The organism is Heliomarina baculiformis (assembly GCF_019966545.1).
In the GTDB taxonomy this organism is placed as follows: domain Bacteria; phylum Pseudomonadota; class Alphaproteobacteria; order Rhodobacterales; family Rhodobacteraceae; genus Heliomarina; species Heliomarina baculiformis.
Map to the genome: position 1 here is coordinate 326,887 of NZ_JAIMIC010000005.1, position 14,645 is coordinate 341,531.

Annotated in this window: 17 protein-coding genes; 6 read left to right on the top strand and 11 right to left on the bottom strand. The window is 55.4% G+C overall.

Annotation, left to right across the window (positions count from 1 at the left end):
- Window positions 1-110: 110 nt before the first annotated feature.
- The 4 genes from MF268_RS13655 to MF268_RS13670 form a co-directional block, all read right to left on the bottom strand.
- Window positions 111-725 carry a CHRD domain-containing protein gene (locus MF268_RS13655; RefSeq protein ID WP_238371415.1) on the bottom strand — a complete coding sequence of 205 codons (615 nt, stop codon included), beginning with the start codon at window positions 723-725 and terminating at the stop codon, window positions 111-113.
- Between the two features lie 232 nt (window positions 726-957).
- Window positions 958-1,458 (bottom strand): 30S ribosomal protein S9, encoded by a 501-nt coding sequence (gene rpsI, locus MF268_RS13660; protein WP_088634567.1) that lies wholly within the window; start codon window positions 1,456-1,458, stop codon window positions 958-960.
- 4 nt (window positions 1,459-1,462) lie between these two features.
- A complete protein-coding gene (rplM, locus tag MF268_RS13665; RefSeq protein ID WP_238371416.1) occupies window positions 1,463-1,921 on the bottom strand; it encodes a 50S ribosomal protein L13 in 459 nt (152 codons plus the stop codon).
- A 162-nt stretch (window positions 1,922-2,083) separates the two neighbouring features.
- A complete protein-coding gene (locus tag MF268_RS13670) occupies window positions 2,084-3,532 on the bottom strand; it encodes an aminotransferase-like domain-containing protein (RefSeq protein ID WP_238371417.1) in 1,449 nt (482 codons plus the stop codon).
- 94 nt (window positions 3,533-3,626) lie between these two features.
- On the opposite strand from MF268_RS13670, the gene MF268_RS13675 reads away from it, so the two are divergent.
- Window positions 3,627-3,854, top strand: a complete 228-nt coding sequence (locus MF268_RS13675) for a DUF1127 domain-containing protein (protein WP_238371418.1) — start codon at window positions 3,627-3,629, stop codon at window positions 3,852-3,854.
- 55 nt (window positions 3,855-3,909) lie between these two features.
- On the opposite strand, the gene MF268_RS13680 is transcribed toward MF268_RS13675, so the two are convergent.
- Window positions 3,910-4,329 (bottom strand): PaaI family thioesterase, encoded by a 420-nt coding sequence (locus tag MF268_RS13680; protein ID WP_238371419.1) that lies wholly within the window; start codon window positions 4,327-4,329, stop codon window positions 3,910-3,912.
- Window positions 4,330-4,386: 57 nt separating this feature from the next.
- On the opposite strand from MF268_RS13680, the gene MF268_RS13685 reads away from it, so the two are divergent.
- From MF268_RS13685 to gluQRS, 4 genes are all read left to right on the top strand, one after another.
- A complete protein-coding gene (locus MF268_RS13685) occupies window positions 4,387-5,172 on the top strand; it encodes an enoyl-CoA hydratase (RefSeq protein ID WP_238371420.1) in 786 nt (261 codons plus the stop codon).
- 224 nt (window positions 5,173-5,396) lie between these two features.
- Complete coding sequence (trmFO, locus tag MF268_RS13690) at window positions 5,397-6,764, top strand: methylenetetrahydrofolate--tRNA-(uracil(54)-C(5))-methyltransferase (FADH(2)-oxidizing) TrmFO (RefSeq protein ID WP_238371421.1); 1,368 nt, start codon at window positions 5,397-5,399, stop codon at window positions 6,762-6,764.
- A complete protein-coding gene (locus MF268_RS13695; protein WP_238371422.1) occupies window positions 6,761-6,970 on the top strand; it encodes a hypothetical protein in 210 nt (69 codons plus the stop codon). The genes trmFO and MF268_RS13695 overlap by 4 nt, the downstream gene beginning before the upstream one ends.
- A gap of 5 nt (window positions 6,971-6,975) precedes the next feature.
- Window positions 6,976-7,830: a tRNA glutamyl-Q(34) synthetase GluQRS gene (gene gluQRS, locus MF268_RS13700; protein ID WP_238371423.1), complete on the top strand. Its 855-nt coding sequence runs from the start codon at window positions 6,976-6,978 to the stop codon at window positions 7,828-7,830.
- Here gluQRS and hisI read toward each other — a convergent pair.
- Window positions 7,827-8,183, bottom strand: coding sequence for a phosphoribosyl-AMP cyclohydrolase (gene hisI, locus MF268_RS13705; RefSeq protein WP_238371424.1), 357 nt, complete (start codon window positions 8,181-8,183; stop codon window positions 7,827-7,829). The genes gluQRS and hisI overlap by 4 nt on opposite strands.
- 67 nt (window positions 8,184-8,250) lie before the next feature.
- Here hisI and MF268_RS13710 point away from each other — a divergent pair, with 67 nt between their 5' ends.
- Window positions 8,251-8,703, top strand: coding sequence for an iron-sulfur cluster assembly scaffold protein (locus MF268_RS13710; protein WP_238371425.1), 453 nt, complete (start codon window positions 8,251-8,253; stop codon window positions 8,701-8,703).
- Between the two features lie 179 nt (window positions 8,704-8,882).
- Here the strand turns inward: MF268_RS13710 and MF268_RS25225 are convergent, their stop codons facing one another.
- From MF268_RS25225 to sciP, 5 genes are all read right to left on the bottom strand, one after another.
- Window positions 8,883-9,005, bottom strand: coding sequence for a hypothetical protein (locus MF268_RS25225; RefSeq protein WP_255406496.1), 123 nt, complete (start codon window positions 9,003-9,005; stop codon window positions 8,883-8,885).
- A 117-nt stretch (window positions 9,006-9,122) separates the two neighbouring features.
- Window positions 9,123-11,213, bottom strand: coding sequence for an ATP-dependent DNA helicase RecG (gene recG / locus MF268_RS13715; protein WP_238371426.1), 2,091 nt, complete (start codon window positions 11,211-11,213; stop codon window positions 9,123-9,125).
- Window positions 11,210-13,330 (bottom strand): NAD-dependent DNA ligase LigA, encoded by a 2,121-nt coding sequence (gene ligA, locus MF268_RS13720; protein WP_238371427.1) that lies wholly within the window; start codon window positions 13,328-13,330, stop codon window positions 11,210-11,212. Before ligA ends, recG begins: the two co-directional genes overlap by 4 nt.
- A gap of 108 nt (window positions 13,331-13,438) precedes the next feature.
- Complete coding sequence (gene ctrA / locus MF268_RS13725) at window positions 13,439-14,155, bottom strand: response regulator transcription factor CtrA (protein ID WP_238371428.1); 717 nt, start codon at window positions 14,153-14,155, stop codon at window positions 13,439-13,441.
- 99 nt (window positions 14,156-14,254) lie between these two features.
- Window positions 14,255-14,533, bottom strand: a complete 279-nt coding sequence (sciP, locus tag MF268_RS13730) for a CtrA inhibitor SciP (RefSeq protein ID WP_238371429.1) — start codon at window positions 14,531-14,533, stop codon at window positions 14,255-14,257.
- Between the last annotated feature and the right edge of the window lie 112 nt (window positions 14,534-14,645).

The window sequence follows — 14,645 nt, forward strand, 5'->3', positions numbered from 1 at the left end:
GGAGTTACACGCTTGGTCTCTACGTCACAAGCAATGCTGCGACGACACATCAAAAAATGGCCATGTCTTGCGAACACGGCCACTTTCGTCAGATTTCGAGAAGAGACAGCTCAGGCTGTTTTGGTTTTACGGCGAGCGACCAAGAGTCCGAGGCCCCCAATCAACATCAAACCGGTCGCCGGCAGCGGCACAGGCGCAGGCTGAACCCGGTCCGCCGAAATTGGCTTAGAGCTGCCGTTGAACTGCCCCCGCAATTCGCCACTTTCATTCGCGTTTGTATCGACATCAACATAGACACCGCCAACTGCCGCGAGCGTCGCGAAATCGTCAAAGCTCATCCCGCTAGCCACGCTGATATCATCGAAAGCGATCTTTTTTATCTTAAGTTTGAAACCCTTCTTGGTCTCTTTGTAACGGAAGTCGTCAAGCGAGAACGGTGCAATCACTTCGCCGACTTCGCCCGCCTCACCTGCGTACAATTGAATTGGCCCAAGGTCTGGATCGTCAAGCAGATCATCCAAGTCAAGATTTCGGACACGGACCTTCAGCTTGATCATTTCCTTCTTGGTCTTGAGCTTGAGCTTTGCCTTGCCGCGTGCATCAGTAGAAACCGCTTCGGGCGCAACGCTCGCCCCTCTCAGTTCGGTTTCATATTTCAGCGTCGCAGCACTGGAGGAAACCGCAAGCATAGCAATCACGCCTGCGGTCGATAGAATTCTTAACATGTTTACACCCTAAGTTGTCACCGAGCACCCTTTGCACTCTATACACGCGAAATATTTAGCTTTTTCGATGTGACAGTCCACCCGATTTGGGCAATTTCGACACCAATCAGACAGGAAAAAACTCAATTCAGATAAGGAGCTAACACCATTTCGCCGTTATCAGAGTTGCTCCTCACAAACGCAAAAAAGGCCGCTCCAACGAGCGGCCTTTCTCCGTTTTTGTAGGGTCGTATTAGCGCTTGGAGAACTGGAAGCTCTTACGCGCTTTGGCCTTACCGTACTTCTTACGTTCGACAACACGGCTGTCGCGGGTCAGGAAGCCAGCGGCTTTCAGTGCGCCACGCAGCGAGGGATCGTACAGCTGCAGTGCTTTGGAAACACCGTGCTTGACCGCGCCCGCCTGACCCGAAAGGCCACCGCCTTTTACCGTCGCAACAACGTCGAACTGATCTTCGGTGCCCGAAACGGTGAAGGGCTGGCGAAGGATCATCTGCAGAACGGGACGAGCGAAGTATTCGTTGATCGCTTTACCGTTGACGGTCACCTTGCCGGAGCCCGGCTTGATCCAGACGCGCGCAACGGCGTCTTTACGTTTGCCGGTGGCATACGCACGGCCCAGCTCGTCGCGAACGGGTTCGCGCGGCGCAAGGTCAGTTTCGGTCCCTTGAACGGCGCCGACATTCTCGGTCACGACGTCCTTGAGGTCTTCGAGGGAATTGATCTGGTCAGCCATTCATTCAGCTCCGGGTGTTTTTCTTGTTCATGGATTTGACATCCAGAACTTCGGGGCTTTGCGCCTCGTGAGGGTGATCGCCACCTGCATAGATGCGCAGGTTGGTCATTTGCTGACGCGACAGACGGTTGCCGGGAAGCATGCGCTTCACAGCCTGGAACACGACACGCTCAGGGTGAGCACCGTCGAGAATCTGCTGCTTGGTACGCGATTTGATCCCACCGGGGTGGCCGGTGTGCCAATAGAAGTGCTCTTCGCGCTTCTTGCCGGTCATCTGGATCTTGTCCGCGTTGATCACGATGACATTGTCACCCATGTCCATATGCGGCGTGAAAGTTGCCTTGTGCTTGCCACGCAGACGCGAGGCGACGATCGATGCAAGACGGCCCAGCACGACGCCTTCGGCATCGATGAGGATCCACTTCTTGTCGATCTCTGCTGGGGTGGCAGAAAAAGTTTTCATCAGCTTTGTCCCGTTTGACATGAAGGGCGCACACTCGAGGCGTGCGCCTGAATTCGATGGACGGGGTTTAATAAGCTATTGCACGTCAGTCAAGCACAGCAATCACCATAAAATGCAGGAAAATCAGACTCTTAAAAAATAGGTATCAAAATACCCCACAAATTACACACTGATCCGCTCCGGAGGATTGTCCAGCAGCCGACGCAGCCTTAACATCGCTTCATCAAAGATAGCCAACGGGATCATCGCGTTGACAGCAATTCGAACTGCATGCGGTGCCCGCGCTTCACGTGCAACGAATTCCTCAGCCGATCTTATCTGAACCCCTTGCGCCTCGGCAGCCTGACAGAACGAGGCAGCGCGCCATCCTTTTGGCAGCCCCAACCACAGGAAAGGGACCGACTCTCGCCATGTAAGCTCGTAAATGCCAAGATGGTTAACTGCTGAGCGAATGTACTGATCGAAAACATTGCGAACCTTGCCTTCAAGTGCAATCGTTTCGGGATGTACGAGAAGTTTGGCGGTCAGATCGACAAGCGGAGCGGAAAGTCCAAAAAAGCTGTGGTCCGCAGCACGGCGCAGGTTCGCCGACTGAGCCTCGGGCGCTACGGCATAACCCACTCGCAATCCAGGCGTGATTGTTTTTGATAGCGAGGACAAATACCAGCCGCGTTCAGGCGCCAGCATGCGATAGCTTGGTACGGGTATGCCCGACGATTGATAGCACGCATCCTCCACAATCTGGAGATCCAACCTGCGCGCAACCTCAACAATCGCTTCGCGCCGCTCAATTGGCGTGAATATACCGGTGGGGTTCTGTACGTCTGGCGAGGTGCAGATAACTTGTGCGCCATGCGTTCTGGCCGTTTCCTCCAAAGCCTCGGGGATCAATCCGTCCTTGTCCATTGTCACGGGAACGACGGGTGCTCGCAAGAGATCAGCCGCTCGCCGAAACCCGGGATAAGACAGCTCTTCGACAAGCACACTTGGCCGAGGCCCACGCAGGATCGACTGTAGGATGATCAGAATTGCGTTCTGTCCGCCGTTTGCCAGGACGATGTCATTCTCATCGACACGTCCCAGCCTGACATTATCCAGCCAGTTCAAAACGGCTATCCGGGCCTGCTCGGAAGACGCGTGGGAAGGGTAGTGCATCAGGCCAGAGGGTGGATCCTGCGCCACTTCGGCCAAAAGTTTCCGAATGATCCCGGCCTGCCCAAGATTAGGAAGCCCCGGAGAAAACAGGCTGACGGGCCAGCTTTCAGCAATTGTACCATGATTGCCGTGAGGCACGACATCAATCTCAATAGGCGAAACAGGACTGTTTTGTCCGAATGGAACGCCATCGTCAGGCATTTCAGGCTGGTCGTTGCGCGCAACAAATGTACCGCGTCCCACTTCGGCCCGCAAAAGTCCCTTATTCGTCAGCACCGTGTACGCCCTCGCAACTGTCCCGGGCGTGATGCCCAGCTGATAGGCGAGATCGCGCACAGGCGGCAGTTTGCTATCAGCGGCCAGATCCCCAGACCGTATCGATTCAGCGATTATATCGGCGACGGACAGGTATTTCGGACCCTTAGCCGGCAGCTTTTCGGCTTTAATTGTACTCAATACAATTCTTCCTTGGACAGGGCTCAGAACCCTTTGTACCAAAATAACTACTTACAATTTAGATTGTGTCAATACAATTCGAAAGGAATATCCCATGGCACGAACGATACCGGCAGATAACCTGTACATGCTCAGCACAGCGGACCGCCTTCCGCTGATCGCAGCAGTGTTCATTCGTGCAGCCAGTGTCGTTACCGAATGGGACCGTCGCAGCCGAACCCGACAGCAACTCAAACATTTGGACAAACATCTTCTGGAGGATATCGGCATCACCGAGTCCCAAGCGCTGAAAGAACAGCGAAAGCGCTTCTACCAGGTATGATCTCCCCGTTTTGGCTCAAAACGGAACTGGCCGGGACATGCTCCCGGCCCTTTTTTTATTTCAACGGTATTGCGTAAGTCAGCGTAGCCCGCGCAACGACTTCCTCTTCACCCTCCGATTGTAGCAATACATCACCTACCGCCAGCAACCTGCCGAGTTTGAGCAACTTTCCCGTGGCAATCAGATCCTTTCCTGCCTTAGGTTTCCGCATGAAATCGATAGAGCAGTTGGTTGTGACGGTCAGCGCCTGCCGCCCGATCATGCCAAGCACCATGGCATAGACCGATACGTCTGCAAGACTGAACATGGACGGCCCCGAAACCGTGCCGCCGGGCCGAAGGTGAGAGTCATTCACCAGAAGACGCATCTTGATCGATTTCTCTTCGAGTTCATCGATAAAAAAACTGTTACGGACCTGAGGGAAGACCTCATCCAGAAATTCCATCACTTCCGTCTTGTTCAAGATCAGCGCCATTCTTTTCCTCTCCCTCGCTTCGAGCTAGAGTTGGCCAGAACAAGGGGAGAGGGCAAGATGGCAATTCTTGAACGTAACGATATCGATGCGGTCGCGCACCTGCGGATGAACGCGCCCGAGCGTCTGAACGCATTGTCGGATGAAATGCTCGCAGCGCTTCAATATACGCTCGACGAGTTGAGGGAAGACAAATCCATTCGAGCTGTCATTCTGTCGGGCGCGGGCAAGGCCTTTTGCGCGGGTCACGACCTCAAGGAAATGACCGCAGGCCGTCAGTCCGAGGACGGGGGGGCGGCCTATTTCAAGGATCTATTTGAACGCTGCTCTCGGGTCATGCAAACAATACCGACCCTACCCCAGCCCGTCATCGCACAGGTTCATGGAATTGCAACCGCGGCGGGATGCCAGCTTGTTGCGACCTGCGACATGGCAATTGCAGCACAAGATACAAAGTTCGGCGTAAATGGCGTGAATATTGGGCTTTTCTGCTCGACACCGATGGTCGCGCTGTCACGCAACATATCGCGTAAGAAAGCTTTCGAGTTGCTGAGCACAGGCACTTTTCTCAATGCCGATGCGGCAGAATCTGCAGGGCTGATCAATAAATCCGTGCCTCTTGATCGACTTGCCGATGAAACAGATGAACTGGCCGGAATAATTGCGTCCAAACTGGGAACAGCCGTCAAAATCGGGAAAAGAGCTTTCTACGAGCAAATTCAGATGTCTGTATCGCAGGCCTATGAATTCACAGGCAATGTCATGGTGGAAAACATGCTCAATCCCGACACGGAACAAGGTATTGCTGCGTTTCTGGAAAAGCGCCCCCCCTCTTGGAACCAATAGTTTCTGCCATTTCGGGCAATTGTTTCCATCTATAAGCTTTCCATTTCGGAAGGTTTATGGCAAAAGAGAACAAGTTAATTGTTTATTCCTTTACGGGTCGCCACCGTCTGACGGTCCCTCCAGACCGGGTCTTTCCGGTTGACAGTTCCGACACGGCGACCCCAGGGATAACCTTTTTGCCATCCCCATTGCTCTGACGTACCTGCTGCCTTACATGGCATCGCATGAGCAAGATCTTACATATCGTTGGCGGCGGCATGGCCGGGTCCGAAGCTGCATGGCAGGCGGCCGAAATGGGCGTTGATGTCGTCATCCACGAAATGCGACCCAAAGTCGAAACCTTTGCGCACAAGACCGGCAACCTGGGGGAAATGGTATGCTCCAATTCCTTCCGCTCGGATGACAGTGAACAGAATGCGGTCGGCCTGCTGCACTGGGAAATGCGCGCGGCGAATGGCCTGATCATGTCAACCGCTGACAAACACCGTCTGCCCGCCGGTGGCGCCTTGGCGGTTGACCGCGACCCTTTTGCCGAGACAGTGACTCAAACCCTGATGTCACATCCGCGCATTTCCGTCAGCTACGAAGAAATCGCTTCCCTGCCCGACAGCGGCAACTGGATTTTTGCAACCGGCCCGCTGACATCTACGTCGCTTGGCCGAGCGATCCAGTCCGAAACAGGGTCCGAGGCGCTGGCATTTTTCGACGCCATCGCCCCTATCGTCTATTTCGAAAGCATCGATATGTCCCGCGCATGGATGCAGTCGCGCTATGACAAGGGCGAAACCGAAGAGGAACGTACCGCCTACCTGAACTGCCCCATGGACCGCCAGCAGTATGAGGCGTTCATCGACGCCTTGGTGGCGGCTGACAAGGCCGAATTCCACGAAGGCGAGACAGCCGGATATTTCGACGGGTGCCTGCCGATCGAGGTGATGGCCGAACGCGGCCGCGAAACGCTGCGCCACGGGCCGATGAAACCCGTAGGCCTCACCAATCCGCATCAGCCCGACGTCAAAGCCCACGCGGTGGTGCAGCTCCGTCGCGACAATGCGCTCGGCACGCTTTACAACATCGTCGGGTTCCAGACTAAGATGAAGTATGGCGCGCAAACTGATGTTTTCCGGATGATTCCGGGGTTAGAGAATGCAAGCTTCGCACGACTTGGCGGCATCCACCGGAACACTTTCCTGAACTCGCCGACCCTGCTCGATTCCCAGATGCGCCTGAAGTCAAAGCCCAATCTTCGCTTTGCCGGTCAGATCACGGGCGTCGAAGGTTACGTCGAAAGCGCTGCGATGGGTCTGCTTGCAGGCCGCATGGCTGCAGGCGAGATCCTTGGACGTCCTGTCAAAACTCCGGCTCCCACAACCGCCATGGGCGCCTTGATTACACACATCACCGGCGGTGCGGATGCAAAAACCTTTCAGCCGATGAACGTCAACTTTGGCCTGTTCCCCCCAGTCGATGGACTCAGGGGCGGGCGTCGCGGGCGCAAGGACCGATACAAGGCATACACGGACCGGGCCAAGGCCGACTGGCAGAACTGGCTCTCCCAATTCGAAAATGCAGAAATGACGGCAACTTCATGAACTATGTTCTCGCACTTTTCCTCCCGCCACTGTCGATCCTTCTGACCGGACGCCTGTTCGTTGCGATAATCGTTTTCATCATCTGGATCCCGGCGATCATCTTTTCGGGCGGGTTGACCCATCCGATGTTTATCGTTCTCGCGTGGATTTTGATCTATCAGGCCCGGCAGGATCGGAAGCTGCGCAACTTTTCCCGCCGCGACTAACCCTTATGCGGTGCCGTTTTGCGCCTTCGCCGACCGGCCCGCTTCATCTGGGTCATGCCTATTCCGCAATTATCGCTTATGACCTCGCAAAGGAACTTTCCGGCACGTTCCTTCTGCGGATCGAAGACATAGACAGGTCACGCGCCCGTCCTGAATGGGAACAGCAAATCTATGATGACCTGCACTGGCTGGGGCTCGAATGGCCCCTGCCCGTTCTGCGACAGTCCGACCGACTCGCTACCTATGACAAAGCTCTCGACGATCTCTGGGACCGAGGACTGCTTTATCCCTGCACCTGTAGCCGCCGTGACATTCAGGATGCAATATCCGCGCCGCAGGAAGGTATTTTATCCATTGGCCCGGACGGTCCCGTTTATCCCGGCACCTGCCGGCCGGTTCATGCGCCAACCGGACCAAGGCCAAAGGCTGCAAATCTTCGGTTGAACATGCGGCTTGCCCTGCAGGCTCTCTCTCATCCAACAACTTTCGAGTTCGAAGAGACCGGCGCAACGCATTGCGAAACGATACAATTCGCTGGCGCCGAACTTGTAACCGAAGTTGGCGATATCGTGGTGGCGCGCCGCGACATGCTGACCTCCTACCACCTGGCGGTGACCGTAGATGACTCCGCACAGGACATCACTCATGTGACCCGTGGCCTCGACCTCTTCGAGGCCACAAAAATCCATGTATTACTACAGCACCTTATGGGTTTGCCGACGCCCGTCTACCACCACCATTCTCTGATCCGCGACGAGAACGGTAAACGTCTGGCCAAACGCGATGATGCGCGTGCGCTTTCAAAATACCGGTCAGAAGGCGTGACACCGGCAGGCATACGCGAAATGATCGGGCTTTAACTTTCCGGTTTCATCAGCTCGACTTCTTCACCGCCGCGAACGGCCGTGTAGAAACAACTGCGCCGATTTGTGTGACATGCCGGACCCGTCTGCCGCACGATCAACAAAAGGCAATCACGGTCGCAATCGACCCGCATTTCAATAAGTTCTTGCGTGTGGCCCGAGGTTTCGCCCTTGATCCAAAAGGATTGCCGGGACCGCGACCAGTATGTAACGCGTCCGGTTTCAAGCGTCGCCGCAACGGACTCCGCATTCATCCAGGCCATCATCAGGATTTCGCCGTCCGGATCCTGAGCGATCGCTGGAATCAACCCTTTTTCATCATAGGTGAGCGAGTTTGGATCAAAGGGCATGGGCAAAAACCTTTTGCATTGGTGATTTCGCTGCCTATGTATGGGGGACAGCCAAGAAGGAAAAGCCATGTCCGGCGAAACCGACCTGATCAAACTCTACTCTGCCAGGATACTGTCGCTAGCCGCTGACATTCCGCATTCCGAACGACTTGATGCGCCGGACGCCAGTGTCAAAAAGCGCTCGCCGCTTTGCGGCTCTACCGTGACTGTCGATCTTTGCATGGATCAGGGCAAGGTTACCAAGTTCGGACAGGACGTGAAGGCTTGCGCGCTTGGGCAGGCTTCGGCTTCGGTTGTCGGCGCCGCAATCGTGGGCACGACACGGGAACAGATCGAAACCGCCCGCGACCAGCTCCGCGCTATGCTCAAGACAGACGGTCCTGCGCCATATGCCCCCTTTGACGGTCTCGAGGTGCTGCTGCCGGCGCGTGAGTACAAGAACCGACACGCGTCGATCCTTCTTGCGCTTGACGCAGCGGCCGAAGCGGCAGCACAGGCTGAACAAGCCTACTGCGCCTGATCCGACCCCCTTGAACATAAAAAAACCGCCGCACATCCCGGGCGGATGGCGGCGGCAGGTAATGCGATTCTCACGTGGGATCAGCGATGTACTCGGAAGGGACAGGCAGATTTCCGATTCAGCCAGTACAGGAAGACTTGGCCGCGTACACGCCGCATGAGAGCGCAGGCAGAATCCGCTCAGATAAGCGTAGGCAGGTGGAGACCGACGACCAGCATAACGACAAGCGCAGACGCCCCGACCACGTCGGTGATCAGCGTGTGACGGCTGCGGGACAGGGTGGACTTGAATTCGTTCAGCATTGCGTAGCTCCGATCTTCAACAGGATTTAACCTAGCGTTGACCTTTTGTTCTCATTCGAAGAGCCAAAAGTAAAGAACTTTATGGGAACATTTGTGAACTTTATAAGAATATTCGTGCTAACCTACTGAAATCAAACGGACAGCTTCATCCTGCTTCATAAGCCATAAAAGAACACGGGCCGCCTGCCCGCGCTCGCTTTCCAGTCCTGGATCCGTTTCCAAAAGTGTCCGGGCATCACTTTGCGCGATGGCCATAAGGCCAGCCTGACGCTCTAGATCCGCGATTCGAAACCTCGGCAGACCGGATTGCGCCGTTCCGATCATGTCGCCCGCGCCCCGCATCTCAAGGTCGGTTTCCGCGATCACGAAACCGTCTTCGGTCGAGCGCAGAACATCAAGCCGCCGTCGACCGGTTTCAGACAGGGGCGGTTGATATAAGAGGAGACAGGTCGACTCCGCTTCACCGCGACCAACCCTCCCTCTCAGCTGATGCAACTGCGCCAGACCAAAAATTTCAGCCCGTTCAATCACCATGATCGACGCATTCGGCACGTTGACACCAACCTCGATGACCGTCGTCGCGACAAGAACCTTGGTCTTCCCGTCCTGAAAATCGCGCATGGCGGCATCTTTTTCGGCAGGTGGCATCTGACCGTGAACCAGACCCACATTCTCGTCACCCAGCACGGCGCGCAAGCGCTTGAAACGCTCCTCGGCGGCGGTCAGATCGACCAACTCGGATTCATCGACCAGCGGACACACCCAATAGCATTGCCGCCCTTCCTGAATGGCCCGCTGAAGATGTCCCACAACCTCGCCCATCCGTTCTGTATTGACGACCGCTGTCTTGATCGGCTTTCGCCCCGGCGGCTTTTCATCCAGAATTGAAACGTCCATGTCGCCGTACTGAGCCAGCGCAAGGCTGCGGGGAATGGGCGTAGCGGTCATGACAAGCACATCGGCTTTCTCGCCCTTTGCCCCAAGCTCCATACGTTGCCTGACGCCAAACCGGTGCTGTTCGTCCACGATTGCAAGGCGCAGATCACGAAAATGGACGTCGGGTTGAAATACGGCATGCGTTCCGACAAGGATCTGGATCTTCCCTTCCGCCAACGCGGCAAGCTTCTGGCGGCGCTCAGCGCCTTTGTCGCGTCCCGTCAGGATTTCGAGCACCACGCCCGCTTCTTCCGCCAGCGGACGCAGACCTTCCAGATGCTGACGCGCTAGAATTTCGGTCGGCGCCATCATCACGCCCTGTCCACCAGCCTCGACAGCGATGAGCATCGCCATGAAAGCGACGAGCGTTTTTCCTGCGCCTACATCACCTTGCAGCAAACGGTTCATCCGCTGCGGCAAGTCCATATCTTCGGTAATCTCGGCAACCGCCCGCATTTGGGCACCCGTGGGTCGATAGGGCAAACTTGCCAGCACCTTGCGCTGCAATTCGCCCGTTCCGGTACTTCTCGCTCCCTTCCCGCGCCGCTCCCGACGGCGTGCCAGTGCGAGCGTCAGCTGGTGCGCGAACAATTCGTCGTAGGCCAGCCTCTCCCGGTCGGGCGTATCCGGGCTTATCGCTTCAAGGCTCTCGGGATGATGCGCGCGCTGTACCGCCTCGGCCCAATCCGGCCAGTCCGCTTTCTTTTTCTGCGCCGCGTCAATCCATTCCGTAAGCTCCGGCAGCCGCTCCAAAGCGGAATTGGCCGCCTTGAACATCACCTTCTGGGAAACGCCCTGCGTCAGATGATAAACGGGCTCGAATTCCGGAATCTGGTTTGCGTCTTCCACTGCCAAAAGGTGATGAGGATGCACCATCTGGGCAATCCCGTCGAAAACCTCAATACGACCGGAAACCAGCCTGTGCGCTCCAACCGGGGCGATACGGTTCAGGAAATCGCTTTTGGCGTGGAAGTAGACCAGCTGGAATTCGGTTTCCGCATCCGTTACGTCGATACGATAAGCGCCCGATCTCGTTCGCGGCGGCTTGTGTGATCCGATCGTCACCTCCACGGTGACGACATCCGGGAAATTGACGCCCCGTATCGTCGTTCGCCTCCGTCGATCAATCAAAGAATAAGGTAGCGAAAACAACAGGTCACGCGGCGTCTCTAAATTGATCTGTGAAAGAAGACTAGCAGTCTTCGGTCCAATTCCATCCAGCGTTCCCAACCCAGCGAACAGGGGAAAGAGTTTTTCGGGACGTCCCTTCATCCGTCACCGATCAGCTGCAACCATGCGTCTTCGTCCAGAACCTCGATAGAAAGTTCCTCAGCTTTCTTGGCTTTTGATCCGGCTCCGGGCCCCGCGACAAGCATATCAGTTTTTGCGCTGACCGAACCGGCCACTTTCGCGCCAAGCGCTTCCGCTCGGGCCTTTGCTTCTTGACGGGTCATTTTTTCCAATGTTCCCGTGAAAACCACCGTCTTGCCCGCGACCGGGCTGCCAGACACATCGGGACGTTCCGCCGCTTGAATGTCGAGTTGCGCAACAAGGCGTTCAATCGATTCCCTTTCGTGATCCTGCGCAAAAGTCGTAACCAGCGAGGTCGCCATGACCGTCCCGACGCCGTCTATCCCCAGTATCTCCTCCCAAGCCGGTCCTTCGAGCGGCGCAGCATCTCGAACCGCCTCCACAAAAGCGTCCCAAGTCAGGAAATGTCTGGCAAAAAGGTTCGAAGCCGCCTCTCCGAGGTGCCGGATACCAAGGGCAAAGATCACGCGTGCGAGCGGGATTTTCCGTTTTTCGTCAATCGCATCAAACAGGTTAGTGGCAGATTTCTCTCCCCAGCCGTCCTTGTTTTTCAATTGCTGAATTCCTGAACCATACCGTGCCCGCAGCAAGAAAATATCGGCCGGTTCCTTGATCCATCCGTCGAGATAGAACTGTTCAACCTGTTTCGAGCCAAGCCCGTCGATATCAAAAGCCCCTCTCGAAACGAAATGCTTCAGTTTTTCAACAATTTGCGCCGGACAAATCATCCCGCCGGTGCAACGTCGTACCGCGTCGCCCTCTTCGCGAATGGCTTCGGAGCCGCATTCGGGGCATGAATGCGGAAACTCGAACGGTTCGGCATCTGCCGGGCGCTTGGATACATCCACATCCGCGACTTTCGGGATGACATCGCCCGCGCGGTAAATCTGCACCCAGTCGCCGACGCGAATATCTTTGCCGCCACGAATATCGCCGCCCTTGGCATCGCGTCCGGCTATGTAATCTTCATTGTGCAATGTCGCATTCGAAACGACAACGCCACCAACGGTTACCGGCGCAAGCCGGGCAACCGGACTTAGCGCTCCGGTTCGGCCGACCTGAATGTCGATGGCTTCCAGATAGGTCCAAGCAAGCTCAGCCGGAAATTTATGGGCAATCGCCCAACGGGGGGTCGTCGATCGGAAACCCAACCGGTGCTGAAGTGCAAGATCATTAACCTTGTAGACCACCCCGTCGATATCATAGCCCAAGGTGGCACGTTGCTCTTCGATGGAAGCGTAATGAGACAGCATCTCCGACGGTCCATCGCAAAGTTCGGTCAATGGATTTACCGAAAAGCCAAAATCCTTAAGTTTCTTTACCGCCTCGAATTGAGTGGCCCCCAGCGGCTCCGAAACCTCACCCCAGGCATAGGCAAAGAATCTGAGCGGGCGCTTGCGCGTGATATTGGAGTCCAGTTGCCTCAGGGAACCGGCGGCAGCATTACGCGGATTTGCAAAAGTTTTTTCGCCAGCTGCCGCCTGCCTGTCATTCAATGCCGCGAAATCCTCATGCGACATGTAGACTTCTCCCCGAACCTCAAGGATGTCCGGTGCATTTTTTAGTTCGGTCGGGATGTCATTGATGGTCACCGCGTTTGCCGTCACGTATTCACCAACCGCTCCGTCCCCGCGCGTTGCCGCCTGAACCAACCGACCGCCCTCATAGCGCAACGACAAGGAAAGACCGTCGATCTTTGGTTCAGCCGTATAAGTAAGCGCTTGGCCGGGTTGGATGTTCAAATACTTGCGAACGCTTGCGTCGAAAGCTACGACATCCTCTTCATCGAAGGCATTGCCAAGCGACAGCATCCGTACGGCGTGAACGACTTTTGAGAATCCCTCGGAAGGGCGTGCGCCAACCTGATCTGTCGGGCTTTCATCGAGTTTGAGATCAGCAAAGCGTTCTTCGATCTCGGCATTGCGGCGCTTCAGGCGGTCATACTCGGCATCCGAAATCGTCGGCGCATCATCGGCGTGATACGCCTGATTAGCGGCACCGAGTATCTCGGCCAGCCGCGCCAGTTCTTCGGCCGCCTGCTCCGGGCTCAGCTTATCCACATCGATTTCAGAATTCACCGCTTTCACCCCGCACTTGTTCGCCACAAGTGATAGGGTTCGTCCGTGCTCAGGTCCAGATGCTCTTGTCCATGTGAGAAAACAACCGCGCCTGGAAAGCTTCGGAGATTACGCGCCCACCGCCAGCCGCGTGTTGCCCGCGCGGTCGGTTTGAGGGTCGCGCAGAACATAGCCTCGGCCCCAGACGGTTTCGATGTAATTTTCCCCGCCCGTCGCCTTGCTTAATTTCTTCCTTAACTTGCAAATGAAAACGTCGATGATTTTCAATTCAGGCTCGTCCATCCCGCCATAAAGATGATTCAAGAACATCTCTTTTGTCAGAGTCGTTCCTTTTCTCAAACTCAGCAGCTCGAGCATCTGATATTCTTTACCGGTCAGATGAACAGGTTCACCGTCTACATCGACGGTTTTAGCGTCCAGATTTACCGAAATTTTCCCAGTATGAATTACCGACTGCGAATGTCCTTTCGACCGACGGATAATTGCGTGAATTCTCGCGACAAGCTCTTCGCGATGAAAAGGCTTGGTAAGGTAGTCATCAGCGCCAAACCCAAACCCCTTGATCTTGTTTTCCGTATCGTCGGCGCCGGACAGGATAAGAGTCGGCGTTTCGATCCGTGACATGCGCAACTGGCGCAGGACCTCATGGCCATTCATGTCGGGCAGGTTCAGGTCGAGTAGAATGAGATCGTAGTCATACAGTTTGGCAAGGTCGATACCCTCCTCGCCAAGATCTGTGGCGTAGACATTAAGATTCGCATGCGTGAGCATCAATTCTATGCTTTTGGAAGTTGTAGGGTCATCTTCGACCAACAGTACTCGCATGATCTTAATCTCCGCCTATGTCGTTATTTGCCTCTCCAATATTAACTATAACGGAAATAGTTAATCACAGGTTACTTTTACTCACATTAACGGGATCACCTAGGGTTGTCTGAATTTTTTCAACGCCGTCGCTTTTAACGCTTGCTCCCCATGTTCGGCCACCGCAGATACCCAGCCAATGAATTCCTCTTCGCTCAAAGCATATGTTTTCAAAGCATCTTCCTGAGATATCAAACCGTAAATCACGCCCCGAACGACAGCAGCCTTGCGCGAAGCGACCCATCGGCGCGTGGTTGCAGGCGGCAAATCCGCACGGGTCATAACAGTCCCGTCCGGGAGCGTTACCGCCCGCGGACCAACAACTTTCTTCAGAAACATCGGCTTGTCCTTGTTCATCGGATGCCGAATTTGCCGGATCACACTTAACGAGCGATGAAACCCGCCCTTGTGAGTGTGTAGGATTTTCCTATATTCTGCCAATCCTGTCCGC

Coding starts and splice junctions, on each gene's coding strand:
- MF268_RS13655 (WP_238371415.1), bottom strand. CDS start 725: ATGTTAAGAATTCTATCGACCGCAGGCGTGATTGCTATGCTTGCGGTT.
- rpsI (WP_088634567.1), bottom strand. CDS start 1,458: ATGGCTGACCAGATCAATTCCCTCGAAGACCTCAAGGACGTCGTGACC.
- rplM (WP_238371416.1), bottom strand. CDS start 1,921: ATGAAAACTTTTTCTGCCACCCCAGCAGAGATCGACAAGAAGTGGATC.
- MF268_RS13675 (WP_238371418.1), top strand. CDS start 3,627: ATGGCACGAACGATACCGGCAGATAACCTGTACATGCTCAGCACAGCG.
- MF268_RS13680 (WP_238371419.1), bottom strand. CDS start 4,329: ATGGCGCTGATCTTGAACAAGACGGAAGTGATGGAATTTCTGGATGAG.
- MF268_RS13685 (WP_238371420.1), top strand. CDS start 4,387: ATGGCAATTCTTGAACGTAACGATATCGATGCGGTCGCGCACCTGCGG.
- trmFO (WP_238371421.1), top strand. CDS start 5,397: ATGAGCAAGATCTTACATATCGTTGGCGGCGGCATGGCCGGGTCCGAA.
- MF268_RS13695 (WP_238371422.1), top strand. CDS start 6,761: ATGAACTATGTTCTCGCACTTTTCCTCCCGCCACTGTCGATCCTTCTG.
- gluQRS (WP_238371423.1), top strand. CDS start 6,976: ATGCGGTGCCGTTTTGCGCCTTCGCCGACCGGCCCGCTTCATCTGGGT.
- hisI (WP_238371424.1), bottom strand. CDS start 8,183: ATGCCCTTTGATCCAAACTCGCTCACCTATGATGAAAAAGGGTTGATT.
- MF268_RS13710 (WP_238371425.1), top strand. CDS start 8,251: ATGTCCGGCGAAACCGACCTGATCAAACTCTACTCTGCCAGGATACTG.
- MF268_RS25225 (WP_255406496.1), bottom strand. CDS start 9,005: ATGCTGAACGAATTCAAGTCCACCCTGTCCCGCAGCCGTCACACGCTG.
- recG (WP_238371426.1), bottom strand. CDS start 11,213: ATGAAGGGACGTCCCGAAAAACTCTTTCCCCTGTTCGCTGGGTTGGGA.
- ctrA (WP_238371428.1), bottom strand. CDS start 14,155: ATGCGAGTACTGTTGGTCGAAGATGACCCTACAACTTCCAAAAGCATA.
- sciP (WP_238371429.1), bottom strand. CDS start 14,533: ATGTTTCTGAAGAAAGTTGTTGGTCCGCGGGCGGTAACGCTCCCGGAC.